18 protein-coding genes are annotated in these 21215 nt (G+C 75.3%); 5 read left to right on the top strand and 13 right to left on the bottom strand.

Translation table 11 applies throughout. The annotated features are described in order from the left end of the window. Nucleotides 1–280 precede the first annotated feature (280 nt). Both ABZ576_RS10000 and ABZ576_RS09995 read left to right on the top strand, forming a co-directional pair. On the top strand, nt 281–1051 hold the full coding sequence (locus tag ABZ576_RS10000; RefSeq protein WP_360738192.1) for a GNAT family N-acyltransferase: 771 nt from the start codon (nt 281–283) through the stop codon (nt 1049–1051). Further along, nucleotides 1051–1947 (top strand): lysophospholipid acyltransferase family protein, encoded by an 897-nt coding sequence (locus tag ABZ576_RS09995; RefSeq protein ID WP_360738189.1) that lies wholly within the window; start codon nt 1051–1053, stop codon nt 1945–1947. Before ABZ576_RS10000 ends, ABZ576_RS09995 begins: the two co-directional genes overlap by 1 nt. On the opposite strand, the gene ABZ576_RS09990 is transcribed toward ABZ576_RS09995, so the two are convergent. The 8 genes from ABZ576_RS09990 to ABZ576_RS09955 form a co-directional block, all read right to left on the bottom strand. Then, nucleotides 1861–5190 (bottom strand): SAV_2336 N-terminal domain-related protein, encoded by a 3330-nt coding sequence (locus tag ABZ576_RS09990; RefSeq protein WP_360738187.1) that lies wholly within the window; start codon nt 5188–5190, stop codon nt 1861–1863. The genes ABZ576_RS09995 and ABZ576_RS09990 overlap by 87 nt on opposite strands. Then, the gene (locus ABZ576_RS09985) at nt 5187–6131 is read right to left on the bottom strand and encodes a MoxR family ATPase (RefSeq protein ID WP_360738184.1); all 945 of its coding nucleotides are present in this window, start codon (nt 6129–6131) and stop codon (nt 5187–5189) included. The genes ABZ576_RS09990 and ABZ576_RS09985 overlap by 4 nt, the downstream gene beginning before the upstream one ends. Then, on the bottom strand, nt 6128–8275 hold the full coding sequence (locus tag ABZ576_RS09980) for a trypsin-like peptidase domain-containing protein (protein ID WP_360738181.1): 2148 nt from the start codon (nt 8273–8275) through the stop codon (nt 6128–6130). Before ABZ576_RS09980 ends, ABZ576_RS09985 begins: the two co-directional genes overlap by 4 nt. A gap of 3 nt (nt 8276–8278) precedes the next feature. After that, nucleotides 8279–8680: a CU044_2847 family protein gene (locus ABZ576_RS09975; protein ID WP_360738178.1), complete on the bottom strand. Its 402-nt coding sequence runs from the start codon at nt 8678–8680 to the stop codon at nt 8279–8281. A gap of 94 nt (nt 8681–8774) precedes the next feature. Then, nucleotides 8775–11108 (bottom strand): excinuclease ABC subunit UvrA, encoded by a 2334-nt coding sequence (locus tag ABZ576_RS09970; protein ID WP_360738176.1) that lies wholly within the window; start codon nt 11106–11108, stop codon nt 8775–8777. A 26-nt stretch (nt 11109–11134) separates the two neighbouring features. Further along, nucleotides 11135–11329 carry an antitoxin gene (locus tag ABZ576_RS09965; protein WP_360738174.1) on the bottom strand — a complete coding sequence of 65 codons (195 nt, stop codon included), beginning with the start codon at nt 11327–11329 and terminating at the stop codon, nt 11135–11137. A 75-nt stretch (nt 11330–11404) separates the two neighbouring features. Beyond that, nucleotides 11405–12412 carry an LLM class flavin-dependent oxidoreductase gene (locus ABZ576_RS09960; protein ID WP_360738172.1) on the bottom strand — a complete coding sequence of 336 codons (1008 nt, stop codon included), beginning with the start codon at nt 12410–12412 and terminating at the stop codon, nt 11405–11407. 88 nt (nt 12413–12500) lie between these two features. After that, nucleotides 12501–12941 (bottom strand): (2Fe-2S) ferredoxin domain-containing protein, encoded by a 441-nt coding sequence (locus tag ABZ576_RS09955; protein WP_360738169.1) that lies wholly within the window; start codon nt 12939–12941, stop codon nt 12501–12503. A 267-nt stretch (nt 12942–13208) separates the two neighbouring features. Here ABZ576_RS09955 and ABZ576_RS09950 point away from each other — a divergent pair, with 267 nt between their 5' ends. Next, on the top strand, nt 13209–13700 hold the full coding sequence (locus ABZ576_RS09950; protein ID WP_360738166.1) for a hypothetical protein: 492 nt from the start codon (nt 13209–13211) through the stop codon (nt 13698–13700). Nucleotides 13701–13734: 34 nt separating this feature from the next. On the opposite strand, the gene ABZ576_RS09945 is transcribed toward ABZ576_RS09950, so the two are convergent. Then, complete coding sequence (locus tag ABZ576_RS09945; RefSeq protein ID WP_360738164.1) at nt 13735–13950, bottom strand: dodecin; 216 nt, start codon at nt 13948–13950, stop codon at nt 13735–13737. A 211-nt stretch (nt 13951–14161) separates the two neighbouring features. Here ABZ576_RS09945 and ABZ576_RS09940 point away from each other — a divergent pair, with 211 nt between their 5' ends. Beyond that, nucleotides 14162–15418 carry an extracellular solute-binding protein gene (locus ABZ576_RS09940; protein ID WP_360738161.1) on the top strand — a complete coding sequence of 419 codons (1257 nt, stop codon included), beginning with the start codon at nt 14162–14164 and terminating at the stop codon, nt 15416–15418. Nucleotides 15419–15454: 36 nt separating this feature from the next. On the opposite strand, the gene egtD is transcribed toward ABZ576_RS09940, so the two are convergent. From egtD to egtA, 4 genes are read right to left on the bottom strand one after another with little or no spacing between them, the layout of a single operon-like run. Next, nucleotides 15455–16417, bottom strand: coding sequence for an L-histidine N(alpha)-methyltransferase (egtD, locus tag ABZ576_RS09935; RefSeq protein WP_360738158.1), 963 nt, complete (start codon nt 16415–16417; stop codon nt 15455–15457). Continuing rightward, entirely contained in the window at nt 16414–17229 is an 816-nt protein-coding gene (gene egtC, locus ABZ576_RS09930) for an ergothioneine biosynthesis protein EgtC (RefSeq protein WP_360738156.1), read from the bottom strand. The genes egtD and egtC overlap by 4 nt, the downstream gene beginning before the upstream one ends. After that, the gene (gene egtB / locus ABZ576_RS09925) at nt 17229–18566 is read right to left on the bottom strand and encodes an ergothioneine biosynthesis protein EgtB (RefSeq protein WP_360738153.1); all 1338 of its coding nucleotides are present in this window, start codon (nt 18564–18566) and stop codon (nt 17229–17231) included. Before egtB ends, egtC begins: the two co-directional genes overlap by 1 nt. Continuing rightward, on the bottom strand, nt 18563–19912 hold the full coding sequence (egtA, locus tag ABZ576_RS09920) for an ergothioneine biosynthesis glutamate--cysteine ligase EgtA (protein WP_360738151.1): 1350 nt from the start codon (nt 19910–19912) through the stop codon (nt 18563–18565). Before egtA ends, egtB begins: the two co-directional genes overlap by 4 nt. Nucleotides 19913–20273: 361 nt before the next feature. On the opposite strand from egtA, the gene ABZ576_RS09915 reads away from it, so the two are divergent. Next, complete coding sequence (locus ABZ576_RS09915; RefSeq protein WP_360738418.1) at nt 20274–21116, top strand: TIGR02452 family protein; 843 nt, start codon at nt 20274–20276, stop codon at nt 21114–21116. Nucleotides 21117–21215: the final 99 nt, after the last annotated feature.

Here is a 21215-nt window from a genome sequence, read left to right as displayed (position 1 = left end):
CCCCGCGCCCTTCCGGGACGCCACGAGCGCGCACGTCATGGCCGCCGGCGGTTCCCCGCGCCCCTTCCGGGGCGCCGCGATGAGCGTTCGCCGATCAAGAGGCGGGCGGGCGGGGCCGGGGCGGTGCTCCCCCGGCCCCGTCTGGTTTTCGTTCACCACCCCCACATCCGCTCTCCCGGCACCTGTCACGCGCCGGCCAACCGGCGTCGGAAGAACTGGAGCGGCGGGTCTGCGCGGCAGGCCCGCCGTCGCCGAACCGGCCCGTGACCAGGAGAGAGCCATGACCGGCGTTCCCACCCTCGACCGCCCCGCGCAGCCCGCGGTACCCACCCGCTACACCGTCACCCTCGCCCGCGACGAGGCCGACGTGCGCGCCGCGCAGCGGCTGCGGCACGACGTCTTCGCCGGTGAGATGGGGGCCCTGCTGGCCACCACGGAGCCCGGTCACGACGTCGACGCCTTCGACGCCTACTGCGACCACCTCCTCGTGCACGACACGCAGACCGGGCAGGTCGTCGGCACCTACCGGCTGCTGCCACCGGAGCGGGCCGCGGTCGCCGGCCGGCTCTACTCCGAGGGCGAGTTCGACCTGAGCGCGCTCGACGCGATCCGGCCCGGCCTGGTCGAGGTCGGCCGCTCCTGCGTCCACCCCGACCACCGCGACGGCGCCGTCATCGGCCTGATCTGGGCCGGCATAGCCCGCTACATGACCGACCGGGGCCACGAGTGGCTGGCGGGCTGCTGCTCCGTGCCGCTCGCCGACGGCGGAGCCCTCGCCACCGCCACCTGGCAGCGGGTCCGCGCCAAGCACCTGGCGCCCGACGGGTTCCGGGTACGGCCGCTGCTGCCCTGGGTCCCGAACGCCGAGGCCCCGGCCACCCGCCAGGAGCTCCCCGCCCTGCTGCGCGGCTACCTCCGCCTGGGCGCCCAGGTGTGCGGCGAACCCGCGCACGACCCCCAGTTCGGCGTCGCCGACCTGTACGTCCTGCTGTCGATGCGCCGGGTCGACCCGCGCTATCTGCGGCACTTCCTCTCCCTCGTGCCGGCCTGATGAGCGGCTGGCTGCCCCTCGCGCCCTGCACCCCGGGCGCCTGCGTGGAACCGGTCCGCGCCGCCGCGGCCGTACCCCGTGCCGTGCTGCGGCTGACCGCGGTCGTGATCCTGGTGCTCGCCGGGATCGCGCTGTCCCCGCTCGGCGGGCGGATCCCCGCCGAGTGGGTCAGGCGGTGGTGCCGGATGATCGTCCGGGCCATCGGGGTCCGGGTCCGGGTCACCGGCGCCAGCGCACCGGCCGGCGGCCTGCTCATGGTCGCCAACCACGTCTCCTGGCTGGACATCCCCCTGCTCACCGCCGTACGCCCGGCCAGGATGCTCGCCAAGACCGAGGTCCGGCGGTGGCCCGTGGCGGGCGCGCTGGCCGCCCGCGGCGGGGCCCTGTTCATCGAACGGGACCGGCTGCGCGCCCTGCCCGGCACGGTCGCCCGCATCGGCGACGCGCTGCGCGCGGGCGCGGCCGTGACCGCCTTCCCCGAGGGCAGCACCTGGTGCGGGCGCGCCCAGGGCCGGTTCCGCCGGGCCGTCTTCCAGGCCGCGCTCGACGCGGGCGTACCGGTCCAGCCGGTCAGGCTGCGCTACCGGCACCGGGACGGTGGTCCCGGCACCGCCGCGGCCTTCGTCGGCGAGGACACCCTGCTGTCCTCCCTGTGGCGGGTGGCGCGGGCCCGCGGCCTGGTCGCCGAGGTGGAGGTGCGGCCGGTGATCCCGTCGGGCGCCCACCCCGACCGCCGTGCCCTCGCCCACGCGGCCCAGCCGGCCGCCTCCCAGCCGGCCTGGACCCACGCGGCGCTGGTCGCGGGCGTCCTAGAGGGGCCGCACGGCCAGCTCCGCCAGCCGCAGGTAGGCGTCCACGGTGGCCGGACGGAGGTCCTTCAGCTGCCAGCGCGCTGACTGGAGCGCGGGGTCGAACGGCACCTGGACGACCTGATCCGGCCCGATGCCCAGCGTCCGGTGCGGGTCACCGGGCAGACCGCGGCGGTGCGAGCCGTCGGTCCGGGCGGCCACCAGCACCGCACGGTCCGCCAGCGCGGGCCGCTCCCGCCGGATCCGGCCGAGCGTGCTCGCCGCCGCGTCCAGGAACCAGTCGGCGGTGCTGCAGCACACCACCAGCTGGTCGGTGTGGTCCAGGACCACGTCCGCCGTCCGGTCCAGCCGCATCGGCGCCCAGTCGGTCAGGACGAGGGAGTAGTACGGCGCGGTGTGCGCCAGCGCCCGCAGGTACACCTGCGCGTGCGCCGAGTTGGGCCCGGAGCGCCCCGAGCGGTGTGCGATCACCTCCAGCCCCGAGGGCAGGCGCGTGGTGAGGGCCCGGACCTCCTCGTAGGACGGTCCCAGCGGCAGCGCGGCCAGATCCCGCGGCACGGCCTGGTTGCGGTCGGGCGGCAGGAAGGAGCCGAGCGCGCCCTCGGTGGAGGCGCCGTCGAGGGCGAGGACGGGTTCGGCCCGGACGGCGGCCAGCAGGGAACCCAGGGCGATCGTGGTGGTGGCCCGGCCGCTGTAGTGGAAGGCGCTGACCAGCGTCACCCGCCTGCTGTGCCGCAGCTCCCCGCGCACCCGCGCCAGACGCGCGCGGAACTCCTGGCGCGACGGACGCAGGCGCAGCCGCAGCAGCCGGTCGGCCGGCGGGGCCGGCTCGGCCGGGGCGGGCGGGGTGAGCGGCACGGGAGCCGGCGACCAGCCGCCGGCCGGTGGCACCGGCTGCGGCACGTCCTCGCCGTGCCGCAGCCGGGCCAGCGCGATGTACTTGGCGAGGGCGTCGGCGACCTCGCTGGCGGTGGGGCGGCGGGCCGGGTCGTCGTCCAGGCAGCGCAGCACCAGACGCCGCAACTGCTCCCAGCCGTCGCCCTGCCACAGGTGCATGCCCTCCGGCTGGCTCGGCACCTTGCTGCTGATCAGCTGGAGCATCGCCCCCAGCGCGCGCATGCTGTCCGCGACGGTCGGCACCGGGCCGGGCCCCAGGTACCGGCCGTCGACCGCGCAGTCGGACAGGTCGCCGAGCACGATGGTGCGGCGCAGCACGTACACGCTGTCCATGCCGAAGTCGGCCGGCACCAGCCCGCCGGCGTGGCACAGCGCGAGCGCGTTCGCCAGGTGCCAGGAGACCAGCAGACCGCGCACCAGGTCGAAGGGGGTCCTGCCGCGCTCCAGGGACCGGGCGAACACCTCCGACAGCCGTGGCGGCTGCCCGTCCGGGGCGTCCTGGTCCCGCATCGGGGACATCGCCAGCCACGGCGGGGAGTCGTCCAGTCCGGTGGCGAGCAGCGCCGGCGCGTACTGGGCCTGGAGCCGGCCCAGCACCTCCGCCTCCACCGCGATCAACTGGGCGGTGGCCGCGGGCAGATCGGGCCGCGGAACGCGCAGCACCGCCTCGGTGCCCCCGGCGTCCACCCCCCGGTACAGCACCGTGCGGCGGCCCCGGCGCCGGTCGCGCAGCGTGTACCCGCCAAGCCGCGCCGGATCGGCGCCGGTCAGCGGCTCCCAGCCGTCGGCGGGTGCGGCGGGGCGGTCCGGCTCCGTGCGGGGCAGGCCGGGCACCCGGTCGAAGGACATCCCGAACCGGGCGAGCAGCCGCCGTTCGACGCTGGTGAACGGCTGGTGCGAACCGGGCAGCTGGGCGGAGCCGTCCGGATGGGCCAGCCAGGCGGGGAAGTCCGGTGAGTTGCCCGCGAGTTCCTCCAGGTGGCGGCCGATGCGCCGGCTGGTCAGCAGCAGCTCGGCCTGCGGGACCGAGTCCAGCAGGACCGCCTTGGACTCCTCGGTGAAGTCGAACACCCGGTGCTTGGCGGGCAGCGGGCCCGGCACCGGCGCCGGATGCGGACGGACCAGACCGCCCAGGAACACCTCCGCAAGGTGCGAGGTCGTCGCCGGCCACGGCACCGCCGACCGCACCAGCCGCATCACCGGCACCGACAGCGGGGAGACCGCCGCCAGGTGCGCCGCCAGCCGGTACGCCTCCGGGGTGGCCGCGTCCCGGAAGTGCTGGGCGCTGGTCAGGTCCCGCGCGGCGGCCACGCTGCCGTACGGGTCGGGGCGGGCCAGCAGCGGCAGCTCCACGGTCGTGCCGGGCGAGGCCAGCAGCCGCGCCCAGTCCCGCAGCGACGCCGGGGTCGGCTCCAGCACGGGCACCGGCACCCCGTCGAAGGCGGACAGCTCCGGCGGCAGCACCGGATCGCCCACCTCCCAGGCGGCGTTGGCACCGCCGATCCGCCGGGTCGTGCACTGCCAGCGCTCCGCGTCGATGCCGGACGCCTCCCACATGTCCGGCGGCAGCGTCTGGAGCACCGCGACCGGGCCACGGGCGGCCCACTCCGCCAGCAGCCGGTGCAGCGCCCCGGACCGCCAGGCGGCGCCCATGCCGTCGCTGACGACGAGGACGAGGGTACGGCCCGAGGGATCGCTGACCGTGCTCAGCGGCAGCGCGCCGCTCTCGGGCCGGAACGGGCGGGCACGCAGGCACGGTTCGCGGGCACCGCGGGTGTCAAGACCGAACACCCGGGTGACCGCGAAGGCCCCCAACCGCTCCAGCAGCGTGCGCAGTTCGGCGCCGAGCCGGTGCCACAGCAGCATCGACAGGCCGTCGTCCACCAGCAGCGCGAGATTCAGCCAGCGCTCGCGCACCGGCCGCTCCACCACGTCGGGCAGATTCGTCTCGGCGAGCTGGGCGGCGGTGCGCTCCTCGTCGATCTCCGTGCGGTGGCGGCTGTCGAGCCGGCGGCGCAACGGCCGCAGCGCCCGGCCCAGTTCGAGCTCGTCGGCGAGGGCCTTGTCCTCCGGCACCCGCACCGGCATCGCCCGCCGCGGCTCGGGGGCCGCCGGGGCGACGCGCACCTCGGCCACCGCGGTCTGCCGGGCCGCGGCGTACAGCGAGGGGGCGGTGAGATCGGGCAGGTCCGGGTCGTCGGGCTCCGGCGCCGGATGCTGAGGGACGGCCCGGTCGGGCTCGGGGGCGGGCTCCGGCGCCGGGCGGGCCGGCGGCGGCGAGGGCTCGCGCAGCAGCGGGGCGGCGGCGTCCGCCGGCAGCCGGCGGGCGAGCCACAGCACGTCGAGGACCTGGTCCGCGTCCAGGTCGTGGCCGCACGCCGCCAGGACCCGCAGCACCTCGGCCAGCCGTTCGCCCCCGCCGGCCACCGTCACATCGCCCCGGTGAGCTGGTGCAGCACGGCGTCCAGCAGACCGTCCGCGTCCAGGTCGACGCCCCCGGTGCGCAGGAACACGGCGTTCAGCAGCTGGTCGGTGGCCAGCTCGCCCAGGGCGCGGCGGCGCAGGAAGGCGTCGATCAGGTCGTCCGCCTCCCGCAGTGCCTCCTGGCCCAGGTGGGCGGCGACGATGGTGCGCAGCCGCTCCTCGTCGGGCACCGGCAGTTCCAGCCGCAGACACCGGCGCAGGAACGCGGGCGGGAAGTCCCGCTCACCGTTGCTGGTGATGATCACCACCGGGAACTCGGCGCACTGCACCACCCCCTGGTGCACCCGCACGGTCCCCCGGTGGTCGGAGGTCTGCACCTCCACGTCGGCCGTGTCCTCGGGCAGCCGGACCAGCTCCTTGATCTCGAAATAGCCCTCCTCGAACACGGTGAGCAGGTCGTTGGGCAGGTCCACGTCGCCCTTGTCCATCTCGTCCACCAGCAGGCAGCGCGGGGCGGCCGACGCCACCAGCGCCGTACCGAGCGGCCCGAGCCGGATGAACTGCCCGATGGACGGCTCCCCTTCACCCCGGTCCCGGCTCAGTGTGGTCTCCCGCAGCCGGCCGATGGCGTCGTACACGTAAAGCGCGTCCGGCACCGTGGAGCGGCTGGTGACCGACCAGCGCAGCAGGTCGCCCAGGCACAGCTCGTGCGCGACGGCCCGGGCCAGGGACGACTTGCCGGTACCGGCGGGACCGGTCACCAGCAGCGGACGGCGCAGGTGCAGCGCCGCGTTGACGATGTCGGCGTGCCGTGGATCGATCACGTACGGCAGCTCGGGTCGCGTGGCGCGGGCCGGGGTGAAGCGCCGCCAGGGCGGGGCGGCAGGCAGGCCGACGGCCCGGGGCACGCCGTCGCCTCGGAACAGGCGCCAGCCGGCGGCGGAAGTCATGGGCCCTCCTGGGGTTCGGCCAGATGCAGACGGGGGACGGTACGGTCGGCGTCGGCCCAGGCGAGGACCGGCCGGCCGGGGAACTCGGGCGGATTGGCCTGGGCGTTCGCCCGGTAGCTGTGGACGCCGTCGGGCAGCTCCCGGGTGGCCACCTGCGCCATGTGCCGGACGCTGTGCGAGGAGCCGTCCTCCCGGCGGTCCCACATCACCACAGGTATGCCCAGCGCCAGGCAGGTCTGCACGATGCGGTCCCGGGGAGGACCGGGCGGTACGTCCACGGAGACGCGCACGGTGTCGAGTTGGTTGACCAGCCGGGAGTAGAGGGTGTCCCGGTCGGTGGGTTCGGAGACGACGAGCGCCTTGCCCGAGTCCAGGCGGCTCCACCGGGTGCGCCAGCGGGAGACGAACCGCCCGTTGCGGCGCAGCAGTTCGGGGCAGTGGACGACCAGCGGGAACTCCACCCCGAGCACGCCGGGCACCAGCTCGGCCGGGTCCCTGACCGCCCACTCGTCCACGGGCAGGTTCAGGCCGCCCCGGTCCACGAGCACCTCCACCAGCGGCGGACGCTCGTCCTCCGCCGCGGGTGTGAGCGAGTCCAGCGCGCGCAGCACCTCGCGCGCCGCCTCCGACGCCGAGTACGACTTCACGCTCTCCGCGGAGACCTGCCGCGGCCCCGTGCCCTCGTCGCACCAGATCCGCAGCCGGTGCCGGTTGCGTCCGGCCTTGGTCACCTGCACCAGCACCCGGACCCGGGTGGCCCGCGCACGCACCGCACGCGCCCACTCCTGCGCGTCGAACCGGCGTTCGGCCAGCGCCGACCGCTCGATGCCCAGGCGCCGTGCCACCCCGTCCGCCCACAGCCGCAACCGCGCCCGCTGGGTGTCGGGGCACAGCGCGCCGACGTACTCCATCACCCGCAGCAGCGCCGGCACCCGGCGCTCGTCGCCGGTCGCGTGGCCGTCTCCCGACAGACCCTCCAGCTGATCGAGCAGCGCGTCCACGGTGTCGCCGCCCGGCCGGGCCGACAGGTGCGGCAACGCGCCCCGGACCGCCTCGGGGAAGCGGCCGAGCACGGCCGGAGCGATGGCGCGCAGATGGCCGCGCAGCTCCGTGAACTCCGCCGCGGTCAGCAGCCGGGGCGTGCGGGACAAGGATCCCGCGGCCAGGATCCGGTCGGCCGCAGGCGGATTGTCCCGGCGCAGGATCCCGGCCAGCGCCGCCAGGGCCCGGGGGTGCGTCAGCAGGAACGCGGCGAACTCCTCGGGGGAGGGGGGTACGACATCGCTGCCCGGCTCCAGACCGCACAGCCGGGCCAGCTTGCGGGCGCAGTCGACGCGCGCGCTGGGGGAGGAGAGCGTGTCCTCGATCGCCTCCACCAGCAAGGTGAAGGCGGGGTCACCGGCATCGACCGGTGCGGGCCGCAGGTCGTCCAGCACGCCGAGGGGGCGCAGCTCCGCCTCGACGGCCTGCCAGGGCAGGGCCCAGCTGCGCCGGATGACGCCCTGGAAGGCGAGGGCGAGCGGTGCGCCGGTGGCGGCCACGGGCATGAAGTGGCCGACGAGGATTCCGACCACACCCTGTTCCTCCTGGCACCACAGCGGGCTGCCGCTGTAGCCGGGGCCGACGGCCATGCCGGTGGGCGCGCCGTCCACATAGGCGAGGGGGCCCGGGAGGGCGGCGACGGAGAGCCGGGCCACGGTGGAGGCGCGGCCCGAGCCGTGCCAGGCGTCGACCGTCTGGCCGACCGCCATGGCCGTCTGGCGGGGAACGGGCGGCAGGCCGCCGGCCGGGGCGTCGACACGGAGGACGGCGAGGTCGCCCCACCACTCGTGGCTGCCCGCGCCCACCGCTCCGCCGCCCCGGGCGCGGGGCGGGATCCAGTGGGCCACGCGTGCCGGATACACCCGGCCGGCCGCCGGCTGCCGGCCGTGCGCCTGGACGGGAACCTCCGCCACGCCCGGTACGCGCGCGTCGAACATCTCCCTGCCCAGCGCGGCGTTGACGACGTGGGCGCAGGTCAGCACCGTGTCGGGGCCAAGTACGAAGCCGGCCCCCGCGGTCCTGCCGTCTTCGACGCGCCGGATGGACACGACGTACCGGGAGGGATCGTCGTAGCCGTCCCACCGGTCACGGAACCATCCCACGCGTCACTCCGCGGCGGACGTCGCACCGGCGTCCGGGACGGGCCGCCAGCTGGCGGTGACGGTGAGGTGCGCCTGCCCGGCCGCCCCGACGATGCCGAACTTGAGGTCCTGGCCGACCTGCACGCCGAAGGTCACCGTCAGCTCGGCGGGCGGCTCGGGCACCGCCGTGGCGGCGTCGTGGACCTCCTGGAGCAGCGGGCCGATCGGCCGCAGCGCGCCGCGCAGCGCCCCGGTCGCGAAGTCCGCGACCGCCCGGCCGGCCGCGCCGACCGGTACCGCCCGGCCCATGCCTTCCGGCAGGTCGTCGTCCGGTAAGGGCACCGGTACCGTGCCGGGCCCGAGCAGGAACCGGACCGGGGTGCCGTCGTCGAGCGTGATGTCGGAAGAACCAGAAGCAGTGGACACGGCCGTATTATCGGCGGGAAGCCCCCGCGAGCCGCTGGTCTTGCGCAACTCGGTTACCGCATCGATGCCTTGGGCGCTCCGCGCGCCCCGCCGCTCACGGCATGACACGGGCCAGATACGGCGCAGTCGCGCTGCCCCCGGCCCGGGCCACCCGCTCCGGCGGCCCGGCCGCCACGATCCGGCCGCCCCGGTCGCCGCCGCCCGGACCGAGGTCGATCACCCAGTCGGCGCCCGCGACCACCGTCATGTCGTGCTCCACCACCACGACCGTGTGCCCGGCGTCGACCAGTCCGTGCAGCCGGTCCATCAGCACCTCCACGTCGGCCGGGTGCAGACCGGTGGTCGGCTCGTCCAGCAGGTACACGGTGTGCCCCCGGCGTCCGCGCTGGAGCTCGCTCGCCAGTTTGATCCGCTGGGCCTCCCCACCGGACAGCTCGGTCGCCGGCTGGCCGAGCCGCAGGTAGCCGAGGCCGACGTCGAGCAGGGTGCGCAGGCTCCGGGCGGCGGCCGGGGTGGCCGCGAAGAACTCCGCGGCCGCCTCCACCGTCAGGTCGAGCACCTCGGCGATGCTCCGCCCCCGGTACGTCACCCCCAGCGTCTCGGGGTTGTACCGGGCGCCGCCGCAGTCCGGGCAGGGCGCGTACGTGCTGGGCAGGAAGAGCAGTTCCACACGGACGAACCCCTCGCCCTGGCAGGTCTCGCAGCGTCCCCCGGCCACGTTGAAGGAGAACCGCCCGACGCCGTACCCCCGCGCCCGCGCCTCCTCGGTGCCGGCGAACACCTTCCGGACGACGTCGAACAGGCCGGTGTAGGTGGCCAGGTTGGACCGGGGGGTGCGTCCGATGGGCCGCTGGTCGACCCGCACCAGCCGCCCGACCCCCGCCACGTCCTCCGTCAGCTCGGCGATGAGCGTGGACTTCCCGGACCCGGAGACACCGGTGACGGCGGTGAACGCGCCGAGCGGGAAGCCGGCCGTCACCGCGCGCAGGTTGTGCCGGGTCACCGGTCCCACCGTCAGCCAGCCGCGCGGCTCACGTACCGCGCGCGCCGGTCCGGGCGACTCGTCGAACAGGTACGCGGCCGTCGCCGACTCCTCGACCGAGGCCAGTTCGGCGGGCGGCCCGCTGTAGAGCACACGGCCGCCGTGCTCGCCGGCGCCGGGGCCGACGTCCACCAGCCAGTCGGCGCCACGCACCACCTCCAGGTGGTGCTCCACCACGAACACCGAGTTCCCGGCGGCCTTGAGCCGGTCCAGCACGGTCAGCAGCGCCTCGGTGTCCGCCGGGTGCAGCCCGGCGGACGGCTCGTCCAGCACGTACACGACACCGAACAGCCCGGAGCGCAGCTGGGTGGCGAGCCGCAGCCGCTGCAGCTCGCCCGCCGACAGCGTGGGGGTGGCCCGGTCCAGACTGAGGTAGCCGAGGCCCAGCTCGACCACGGGCGCGATACGGGACTTCAGGTCGGCGGTGAGCACCCGCGCGGTTTCCGTGGCGGCGTCGTCGAGCAGCCCCGCGAGATCGGTCAGCGGCAGCGCGGCCAGCTCGGCGATGGTCCGGCCGCCGAAGGTCACCGCGAGCGCCTCGGGCCGCAGCCGGCTGCCGCCGCACGCCCGGCAGGGCGCGGTGGCCAGGAACCGCTCGGCCTTCGCCCGCAGGGTGGCCGACTTGGTCTCCGAGAAGGTCTTCAGCACGTACCGGCGGGCGCTCGTGTACGTGCCCTGGTAGGGCCGTTGGATGCGGTCCGCGTCCCGGACCGGGTGCACGGTGACGACCGGCTGCTCGTCGGTGAACAGGATCCACTCGCGCTCTTCGGCGGGCAGTTCGCGCCAGGGCCGGTCCACGTCGTGGCCGAGCGTGTCGAGGATGTCCCGCAGGTTCTTGCCCTGCCAGGCGCCCGGCCAGGCCGCGATGGCGCCCTCGCGGATGGACAGCGAGGGATCCGGGACCAGCAGCTCCTCGCTGGTCTCGTGCACCTGCCCGAGGCCGTGGCACCGGGGGCAGGCGCCGGCCGCGGTGTTCGGCGAGAACGCGTCCGAGTCGAGCCGTTCGGCGCCGGGCGGGTACGCGCCGGCGCGCGAGAACAGCATGCGCAGCGAGTTGGAGAGGTTGGTGACCGTGCCCACCGAGGAGCGCGAGGTGGGGGCCGAGCGGCGCTGCTGGAGCGAGACCGCGGGCGGCAGCCCGGTGATCTCGCCGACCTTGGGCGCTCCGACCTGGTGGATGAGCCTGCGCGCGTACGGGGCGACCGACTCGAAGTACCGCCGCTGGGCTTCGGCGTAGACCGTGCCGAAGGCCAGCGACGACTTGCCCGAGCCGGAGACACCGGTGAACACGGCCAGTACGTCCCGGGGGATGTCCACGTCGACGCCCCTGAGGTTGTGCTCACGGGCGCCGCGGACGCGGACGTACGGGTCGTGGGGGTGGTGCATCGGGGTACTTTAGCCGCCCCCGTGCGCTACGACTGCGGGGGGTTGTCCCGGTCCCGCCGGGTGCCGAACTCGTCCCTCAGCTTGTCCTGCCCGGTGTCGACCTGCGACTGGTACTTGTTGCCGGTGCGCTGGTCGATGTGGTCCCCGCCCCTGTCGATGCCCTTGTCGGCCATGCCCTCATGGCCCTTGAGCATGCCCTTGATCTTGTCCATGAAGGACATGGCAGCCCTCCTCGTCGCTTGAGGTCGTGCTCTCCCAGGGTCACCGGCGGGGGCCGGGACCGCATCTCGGGCCGGTCACCGGCCCGGCGCGAACAGCGCGGCGAGCCGCCGGTAGGAGTCCAGCAGGGCCGTACGGTCGTACGTGCTGGTGGTGACCAGCACCTCGTCGGCGCCCGTCTCCTTCAGCACCGTCTCCAGTTCGTGGCCGACCTGGTCCGCGGTGCCGGCGATGTGCCCGGCGAGGGCGGACTCGTACAAGCCGCGTTCCTTCGCGGTCATGGTGCGGGCCTCGACCGACTCGGCGGGGGCGAGCGGCGGGAAGGTGCCGTGCGTCCGGGAGTACGCCGTCGACCAGGCCTCCGGGACCAGCAGCCGCCGTGCCTCGGCCCCGGTGCCGGCGACCGCGACGGTGCCGGAGATCACCACGTAGGGTGCGGCGGCCCAGCGGGAGGGGCGGAACAGGGAGCGGTACCGGTCGATGCCGCGGAGCATCCTGTCGCGGTCGCGCAGGTCGCCGATGACCAGGGGCAGGCCCGCGCGGGCCGCGATCGCCGCTCCCTCGCCCATGGCCAGCACGAACGGCGGCACGGTCAGGCCCTCCGCGGGGCGGGCGTGCACACCGGTCGGCGAGCCGCCGGTGAACCACTCCAGCAGTTCGCCGAGTTGCGCCGCAAAGTCCTCGGCGTCCTCCTTGTCGCGGCCGAGCGCTCTGCGCACCCCGTCCGTGAAGCCGACCGACCGGCCGAGCCCCATGTCGACACGCCCCGGGAAGAGGGCTTCCAGCACTCCGAACTGTTCGGCGACGACCAGGGGCCGGTGGTTGGGCAGCATGACCCCGCCGGTGCCGACCCGGATGCCGCGGGTGGCCGCGGCGACCGCCGCGGCTAGCACGGTCGGCGCGGAGCCGGCCACCCCGGGGACCCCGTGGTGCTCGGACACCCAGAACCGGTGGTAGCCGAGGGCCTCCGCCTCCCGGGCCAGCGCGACCGTGTCCCGCAGTGCCTCGGCGGGCGGACGGCCCTCGCGGATGCGGGAGCGGTCGAGGACGGAGAACCGGGTCCGGGCGATCACTGAGCTGCTCACGCAGGGTTCAACGCCCTGGCGCGCCCGGGATTCCCAGGAATCATGGAAGTGGGTCCCCCTGTCGACTTGCGGGGGGGGGGGGCGACCGTCAGCGGCCGGACCGCGCCCTGGCGCCGCGCGGAGCCTGGATCATCTGGAGCTCCAGCGCCGCCGGGGGCGCCACGAGGCCGGGGCCGCCCGCCCGCGCCCACTCCGCTGCCTCCGCCGTGCCGGCGTCGTCCAGGGCGAACCCGATCCACGCCGGCCGGCCGCCCGCGGCCCGGCCCGCGGCGGACGGCCGTACGACGATCACGTTGGCCTGGTCGCACGGCCCGAGGCAGTCGGTGACCCGCACCTCGAAGTCCCCCTCGGCGGCGGCCTCCCGCAACCGCTCCAGCTGGCCGGCGTGATCGGTGCCGGGATGCTTGGCCGGATCGCCGCAGCAGCACCCCCGGCACACGACGAGCGTGCAGGGGCGGGCGACGGCGGCGGGCGGCGACGGCGTGGCGGGAGCCGGCGTCCGGGTGGGTGGCGTGCAGGAAGAAGGCATGGGAGAAGGCATGGAAGAAGGCATGGGAGAAGCATGAAGGCACCGCCGGGGGCGAGTTGAGGGCGGGTGGGGTCACCGCGGCACCGGCGCGCCGCGCCGGCGTGACGCCGGCGGCCGGACACCCGCCCGGACCCCGGTGCCGCTCGGCGCACGCGGGCCGCCGGCGCGCTCGGGCCGACCGGTCGCCGGAGCCTTCGGGCCGACCGGTTGAAGGCGTCTACGGGCCGACCGGTTGCCGGAGTCCTCGCGCTGGCTAGGGTGGCCGGTGTGACAGACCGCAGCACACGCCCGCTCGCCGTGTTCGATCTCGACAACACGGTTGCCGACACCGCGCACCGCCAGCACTTCCTGGAGAACCGGCCGCGCGACTGGAACGGGTTCTTCGCCGCCGCGCCGCAGGATCCACCGCTGGCCGAGGGCGTCGCGCTGGCCGTGGAGAGCGCCGGGGAGTGCGAGATCGTCTACCTCACCGGCCGTCCCGAGCGGTGCCGCCGGGACACGGTCGAGTGGCTCGCCGCCCACGGGCTGCCCGAGGGGCGCGTGTTCATGCGGAGCAACGCGGACCGCAGGCCGGCGCGGTTCACCAAGCTGGAGATCCTGCGCCGGCTCGCCCGGGACCGCGAGGTCCGGGTGCTCGTGGACGACGACGAACTGGTGTGCGACGACGCCGAACGCGCCGGGTTCACGGTCGTCCGGGCCCGCTGGGCCGGCAGGTCGGCCGCGCTGGAGGACGCGCAGGAGCGGGAGGGGCGTACCTGAGGCGCGGGCCGCGGGGGTGGGGGACCGGGCCGGGTCAGTCGCCGTCCTCCAGGCGGAAGCCGACCTTCAGGCCCACCTGGTAGTGCTCGATCCGCCCGTTCTCGATCTGGCCGCGGATCTGGGTCACCTCGAACCAGTCGAGGTTGCGCAGGGTCTGGTCGGCGCGGGCGATGCCGTTGCGGATGGCCTGGTCGACGCCGTCGTGCGAGGTGCCGACGATCTCGGTGACGCGGTAGGTGTGGTTCGACATGAGGATCTCCTCTCGGCGGGGTCACGCCGTACTCCACCGTGCCGCATCACCGCCGCGCCCGCACGGCGTCACGGGTTGCCGGCCGCCGCCCCTTGACCTCCGCATTGGTCCATACCAAAATCCACCCCACCCGTACGAGCCGTCGGCTCGTCCCCCCACGCCGGGCCCCCACCCCTGTCCGCACCGCCTGCCAGACAGAACAGGACCCCTCGTGAGACGTCGTCTGCTCGCCCTCATGTGTGTCACCGGCTCCCTCGTCAGCGGCTGCGGACTGCTCTCCGACGGCCAGGAGCGGACGACCGTGACCGTGTGGCTGATGAAGGACAGCGCCTCCCGGGAGTTCCTCCAGCGGTTCACCGAGGACTTCGAACGCGACCACGAGGACCTGGAGCTCGACATCCGCATCCAGGAGTGGACCGGCATCGTCGAGAAGGTGCGCACCGCGCTGGAAGCGGACTCCGGCGACGGCCCGGACGTCATCGAGGTCGGCAACACCCAGGTCCCGCTGTACGCGGACGGCGGCCGGCTCGTGGACCTCACCCTGGAGTCGATGCGGGACTGGGACAAGGACGAGTGGCTGCCCGGCCTGGCCCAGCCCGGCCGGGACGGCAACAAGCAGTACGGCATCCCCTGGTACGCGGCCAACCGCGTGGTCATCTACCGCAAGGACCTCTTCGCGCAGGCCGGCATCGCCCGCCCGCCGAAGACCCGCGACGAGTGGCTGGCCGACACCGGGAAGCTCAACTCCGGCGACCGCCAGGGCATCTACCTCGCCGGGCAGGACTGGTACACGCTCTCCGGCTTCATCTGGGACGAGGGCGGCGACCTCGCACGGGAGAAGGACCACACCTGGGAGGGCACCCTGGACACGCCGGCCGCGCTGCGCGGCATGGACTTCTACCGCCGGCTCCAGGCCCTGGGCAAGGGGCCCGTCGACGCCGACGAGGAACACCCGCCCCAGGCCGGGGTGTTCGCCGGCGGCGAGGTTGCGCAGATCATCGCCGTACCCGGGCTCGCCCAGTCCATCGTGCGGCAGAACCCCGGACTGAAGGACAAGCTCGGCTTCTTCCCCGTGCCCGGCAGGACCGCCGGACGGCCCGGCGCGGTCTTCACCGGCGGCTCCGACCTGGTCGTCGCGGGCAACACCGACGACCAGTTCGCCGCGACCGCCGTCGTCGGGGCGCTCACCGGCGCCGAGTGGGACACCGAACTCGCCCGCACCATGAACTACGTGCCCAACAAGACCACCCTGGCCGAAGCCGTCGCGGGCGAGGAGGGGGCCGCCGCCATGGCCGCCGGAGCGGCACACGGCCGGGCGACCCCCCACAGCCCCCAGTGGGCCGACGTCGAGGCCGACAACCCGATCAAGGAGTACATGACCCGGGTGCTGGGAGGCGCGGACCCCGCGACCGAGGCCCGCCGCGCCTCCCGGAAGATCACCGAGGCACTCGCCCCGAACGTCGGCTGAGCGCGGGCGGCCCGGGCGCCCGCCACGGCGCCCGGCTCACCGCACCACGCTCAGCGACAGCGCGAAACGGTCCTCGGCGTCCGTCCACCAGTGCGTCAGCTCCAGTCCCGCGTCGGCCAGTTCGCCGGTCACACCGGCCTTGCGGAACTTGGCCGACACCTCGGTGCGCAACTCCTCGCCCGCCGCGAACTCGACGGCGAGATCCAGCGCGGGCACCTTCACGGTCTGGTCGGTACGGGAGCGCAGCCGCATCTCGATCCACTCCCGCTCGGCGTCCCACAGGGCCACGTGGTCGAACGCGTCCGGATCGAAGTCGGCCCCCAGCTCCCGGTCGACGACGGCCAGCACGTTCTTGTTGAACGCGGCCGTCACCCCGGCCGCGTCGTCGTACGCGCGGACCAGCACCCGCTCGTCCTTGACCAGGTCCGTGCCGAGCAGCAGCCCGTCGCCCGGGGCGAGCAGCGAGCGCACGGATGCCAGGAACTTCGCGCGCTCGGCGGGCAGCAGATTGCCGATCGTGCCGCCGAGGAACGCCACCAGCCGCGGACCGGGCGTGGCCGGCAGCGCCAGCGGGGCGGTGAAGTCGGCGATCAGGGCGTGCACGTCCAGGTCCGGACGCTCCTCGACGAGGGCCCGTCCGGCCTGGGTGAGGGCGCTCTCGCTGACGTCGACCGGCACGTAGGCGGCGAGCGCGGGCAGGGCGTCGATCAGGAAGCGGGTCTTCTCCGAGGACCCCGAACCCAGTTCGACCAGGGTGCGGGCACCGCTGGCGGCGGCGATCTCACCGGACCGGGCGGCGAGGATCTCCCGCTCGGCGCGCGTCGGGTAGTACTCGGGCAGTTCGGTGATCCGCTCGAACAGCTCGCTGCCGCGGGCGTCGTAGAACCACTTGGGCGGCAGCCACTTGGGCGTGACGGTGAGGCCGTGCAGGACGTCGGCGCGCAGCGCGGCGCCCGAAGCGTCCTCGGGGAGGGTACGGGTGACGTGCAGGGGACTCAACGGCAGGGCTCCTTCGGTGATTCGGGCGCCCCCGCCCGAGCGGAGTCGGGGGTGGGGGAGGCCGCCGGATCCGCCGGCGGGGAGAGCCGCACCCCGGCGCGGCTCGCGGTGAGGACGGTGTGGTCGGGGACCTCACGCCAGAGCGGGTCGTCGTCGTACGGCTCGGAGGCGACGACGGTGGACCCGCCGGGCTCCGCGCGGTACCAGAGCGAGTCGCCCCAGGCGGTGGCGGCGATCGTGTCCCCGTCCGTCAGCAGCAGGTTGAGCCGGGAGGCGGGGGCCGCCCGCGCCAGCTCGCGCACCGTCGCACCGAGCGCCTGCGCCGGTTCCGCGCCCGTGCGCAGCCGGTGCAGGACCAGCGCCCAGATGAACGCCGAGTCGGTGCGGGCCTGGAGCGACAGCAGGTCGACCGGGGGCAGTGCGGGCACCAGCGCGGCCGCCGAGTCCGGCCAGCCCGCGATCGCCCCGTTGTGGCTGAACAGCCACCGCCCCGCCGCGAACGGCGCCGCCGCGGCCTCGGCGTCCGCCCCCGCCAGGGTGGCGTCCCGGACGGCCGCGAGCACGGCACCCGAACGCACCACCCGGGCCAGGTCGGCGAAGGACAGGTCGGCCCAGATCGGCCCGGCCCGCCGGTAGCGCGCCGGTACCGGGTCCTCGGGCGCGTACCAGCCGACGCCGAAGCCGTCGGCGTTGACCGTCCCGTGCCGCTGCCGGCGCGGCGCCCACGACTGGCGGAACAGGCTGTGCGGGGGCTCCAGCAGGATCCGGCCGAGCGGCTCGCGCGGTCCCAGGTAGGCGAGGTGGCGGCACATCAGAGCGCCTCCGAGCGGGCGGTGCGGAACCCGGAGAAGATCTGCCGCCGGATCGGGTAGTCCCAGTTGCGGAACGTGCCCCGGCAGGCGACCGGGTCCACGGCGAACGAACCACCGCGCAGCACCTTGTGGTCCCGGCCGAAGAAGACCTCCGAGTACTCCTTGTAGGGGAACGCCCGGAAACCCGGGTACGGCAGGAAGTCGCTCGCCGTCCACTCCCACACGTCACCGATCAGCTGGCGTACGCCCAGCGGTGACGCCCCGGCCGGGTAGCTGCCGGCCGGGGCGGGCCCGAGATGCCGCTGGCCGAGGTTGGCGTGCTCGGGCGCCGGGTCGGCGTCACCCCAGGGGTAGCGCCGGGAGCGGCCCGTCACGGGGTCGAAGCGGGCCGCCTTCTCCCACTCCGCCTCGGTGGGCAGCCGCCGCCCGGCCCAGCGGGCGTAGGCGTCCGCCTCGTACCAGCACACGTGCAGCACCGGCTCGTCCGCCGGGACCGGCTCGGTCACGCCGAACCGGCGCCTGAGCCACCGGGCGCCGTCGCGCCGCCAGAACAGCGGGGCGGTGATGCCGTGCCGCCTGATGTGCGCCCAGCCCTCCGGCGCCCACCAGCGCTCGCTGTCGTACCCGCCGTCCTCGATGAACGCCTGGTACGCCGCATTGGTGACCGGGGTGGTGTCGATCCAGAACGGCGCCACCTCCCGCGGGTGCGCCGGGCGTTCGTTGTCCAGCGCCCAGGGCTCGCCGGAGGTGCCCATGGTGAACGGGCCGCCCGGGACGAGGACTTCGGCCGGGCCGGTGTACGGCGGGACCTCGTCCGGGTCCGGGGCGGTCAGGGCCCGGGGGCCCTTGCGCAGCTGATGCGTGATCAGCATCGTCTCGTCGTGCTGCTGCTCGTGCTGGGCGATCATCCCGAAGGCGAAACCGGCCTCGGTCAGCCGGGTCCCGTGGAAGTCCGCCGTCTCCAGCAGGTCCAGTGCCCGGCCGCGCACCTCGGCCGCGTACCGGCGGGCCTCGTCGGGCGGCAGCAGCGGCAGCGAGGGGCGCTCGGCGCGCGGGTGCTCGAAGGCGTCGTAGAGGTTGTCGATCTCGGGCCGTATCGCCTCCCGGCCGCCGACCGTCCGCAGCAGCCACAGCTCCTCCTGGTTGCCGATGTGCGCCAGGTCCCACACGAGCGGCGACATCAGCGGGGAGTGCTGGGCGGTGAGGTCCGGTTCGTCGACGCAGGTGGTCAGCAGCGTGGTGCGGTCACGGGCGGCCGTCAGGGAGGCCAGCGCGCGCTTCCGCAGCGCCTCCGTGTCCGTCTCGGCGGCCTCGGTGCCGGTCTCGGGGGCGGTCATGTGCGGATGTCCTTCCTCCCGTGGGCGGTGGGGGTGTGCCCGGGCGGGCCGGGCCTGGACCGGGGCGGCTCCGAGGCGGGCAGCCGGTCGAGCAGGTCGTCGGCCGGGCAGCGGCCCCGGGCGACATGGCGGTCCCGGTAGGCCGCCACGGCCTCGGTGACCCGGGGGGTGGCGCCGATCCGGGGCAGGGCCTCCAGGGCCGCCTCGAAGCAGCCGGCGGCGGCCTCGCGCAGTTCCGGGTCGGCGAGCCCGTGCCGGGCCGCGTCGACCCACAGGGGGTTGTGCGGGGCGGGCAGGTTCAGGGCCCGTTCGGCGAGCGGCTTCACGGTCCGGTAGGCGGTCTCGGCGGCCTGCGGATCGTCGAACAGCGCCGCCGTCACCGCGAGCGGCACGATCCAGCCGTCCTCGCCGGGCTGCGCGTCGATCATCCGCAGTTCCAGGTGGCCGCGCGGCCGGACGGGCGGGAACAGGGTGGTCAGGTGGTAGTCGAGGTCCGCCCGGGTGGGCGGCCGGGGTGAGCGCGAGCGGGTCCACTCCCGGAAGGTGAGCCCCTCGGGCACCTCCCACGGCCCGCTTTCCCGGCGGACGCACATCACGGGCGAGTCCAGCACGTGCCGGGCCCAGGCGGTGCGGGGTTCGCCGGTCAGCGGGGGAGCGCCGGCCCGGCCCGCGCCGATCTCCATCCACAGCTGCTGCCGGGTGGACCGCCAGCCGGTGGGCCGCAGGCCGACCAGCGGCGAGTTGGCGAACGCGGCCGCCAGGACGGCGCCCAGCTGGTGCGCCAGCCACCAGCGCCGGGTGTGCCCCAGCGGGCCGGGCTCCTCGTGACCGGCGTCCACACAGACCTGGACGGAGGCCGAGGTGCACATCATGTGGCGGCCGGCCGGGCCGGTGCGGTCCAGGCACCTCTCCATGGCGTCGTAGCGCGGCTCGTGCAGGAACCGGCGCGGTGCGTGCCAGGGATCGTGGCCGATGCCGGCGAGGCCGAGACCGTCTTCGGCCAGCACGGCCCGGACGGCGTCCAGGTCGGCGGAGACGGTGTCGACGCACTCCATCAGGGAGGCGGCGGGTGGCGAGCTCAGCTCCAGCTGGCCGCCGGGTTCGACGGTGAGCGCCGACCCGAGGGGAACGGCCCGCAAGGCGGCGTAGGCCGCTTCGAGCCGTTCGGGTGTGACCGGGAGCTGTGGCAGCTCCAGCGTGTGGACGAGCCATTCCAGCTCGACACCGAGTGTGCGGGGTGGTCCGGTCTTGAAGCAGATGCCCCGGACGAGGGCCTCCACTTCGGCCTCCGTGACGGCGGTGCGGTGCTCGGTACAGTCGCCGCCGTCACTCCGAATATCGGACATGTCGGGTCCTCCTGAGGTTCCGCGATGCCCTCCCGGCAGGAGGGCCGGGCGGGCACTCGTCCCACCCAAAACCCTTATGCCCCTTCGCACAAGGGTGCCCACCCGGACGTTCCGGATCGATCACATCCGTTTCCTTGCGCGTTCCCGGGCCGTTCCGGGCGCGGGAAAACTCCGTTGCACCGCTCACCAGCATCGCCCAGGATGCGTCCATGAGCACGACGGCGAGGACCGAGCAGGCCGCGGTCGCGGCGCCCACGGGGGTGGCGCCGTGAGCGCGCGCCTGCCCGCCGGCCGGCCGCAGGGACCGGCCGGTGCCCCGGCACCGGCCGGAGCGGCCCGGGGGCGCGCGGAACGGCAGCGCATCGCCGCGGAGACGGAACGGATCGTCGCCGCGGGCCGTTACCGGGCGCCGGACGGCCGGGAGGTGCCGGTCGCGGAAGCGATCGCGGCCGCCCGGGCGGGCACCCGGATGTACGGCCCCGGGCCCGTGCCGGGTCCGCCGGCGCCCGTGGCGGACACCGTCTTCGAGGTCACCGGCGAGAGCAGCCTGGAGGCGGCCCGCCGGCTGGCCGGCGCACCCGTCGCCGTCCTGAACTTCGCCTCCGCCCGCAACCCGGGCGGCGGCTACCTGAGCGGCGCGCAGGCCCAGGAGGAAGCCCTGTGCCGCGCCTCCGCGCTGCACACCTGCCTGCTGACGGCCCGCGCGTTCTACGACCACCACCGCGCCGACCGCGACCCGTTCTACACCGACCGGGTCATCCACTCCCCGGCCGTCCCGGTCTTCCGCGACGACCGCGGCCGGCTGCTGGCCGAGCCGTACCTCGTGGGCTTCCTGACGGCCGCTGCACCCAACGCGGGCGCGGTCCGGCGTACGGTGCCGGAGCGGGCCGCCGAACTGCCCGGCGTCCTGGCGGTACGGGCCGAGCGCGTGCTGGAGACGGCCGTGGCCCACGGCTACCGGCTGCTGGTGCTCGGCGCCTGGGGCTGCGGCGTCTTCCAGAACGACCCGGCGCGGGTCGCGGGCGCCTTCCGGGCGCTCCTGGGCCCCGGCGGCCGCTTCGCCCGCTCCTTCGAGCACGTGGTGTTCGGGGTACTGGACCGGACTCCGCAGGCGACCGTACGGCAGGCGTTCGCCCGGGCGTTCCCGGCAAGCGGCGGTGCCGTCCGGCAGGGCCCGGCCGGTGGGGACCGGTCCCGGGGCTGAGGCTCACGCGGGCGGCCGGCCCGAGGCGTGGTGCCGCCCGCGGCGGTGGCGGGCGGCGGCGGTGGCGGGCCGCGGTGCGACGCCCGTGCGGCGGGCGCC

This window comes from Streptomyces sp. NPDC013455 (assembly GCF_040632975.1).
Classification (GTDB): Bacteria; Actinomycetota; Actinomycetes; order Streptomycetales; family Streptomycetaceae; genus Streptomyces.
This window is presented reverse-complemented; position numbering and strand designations above follow the sequence as displayed.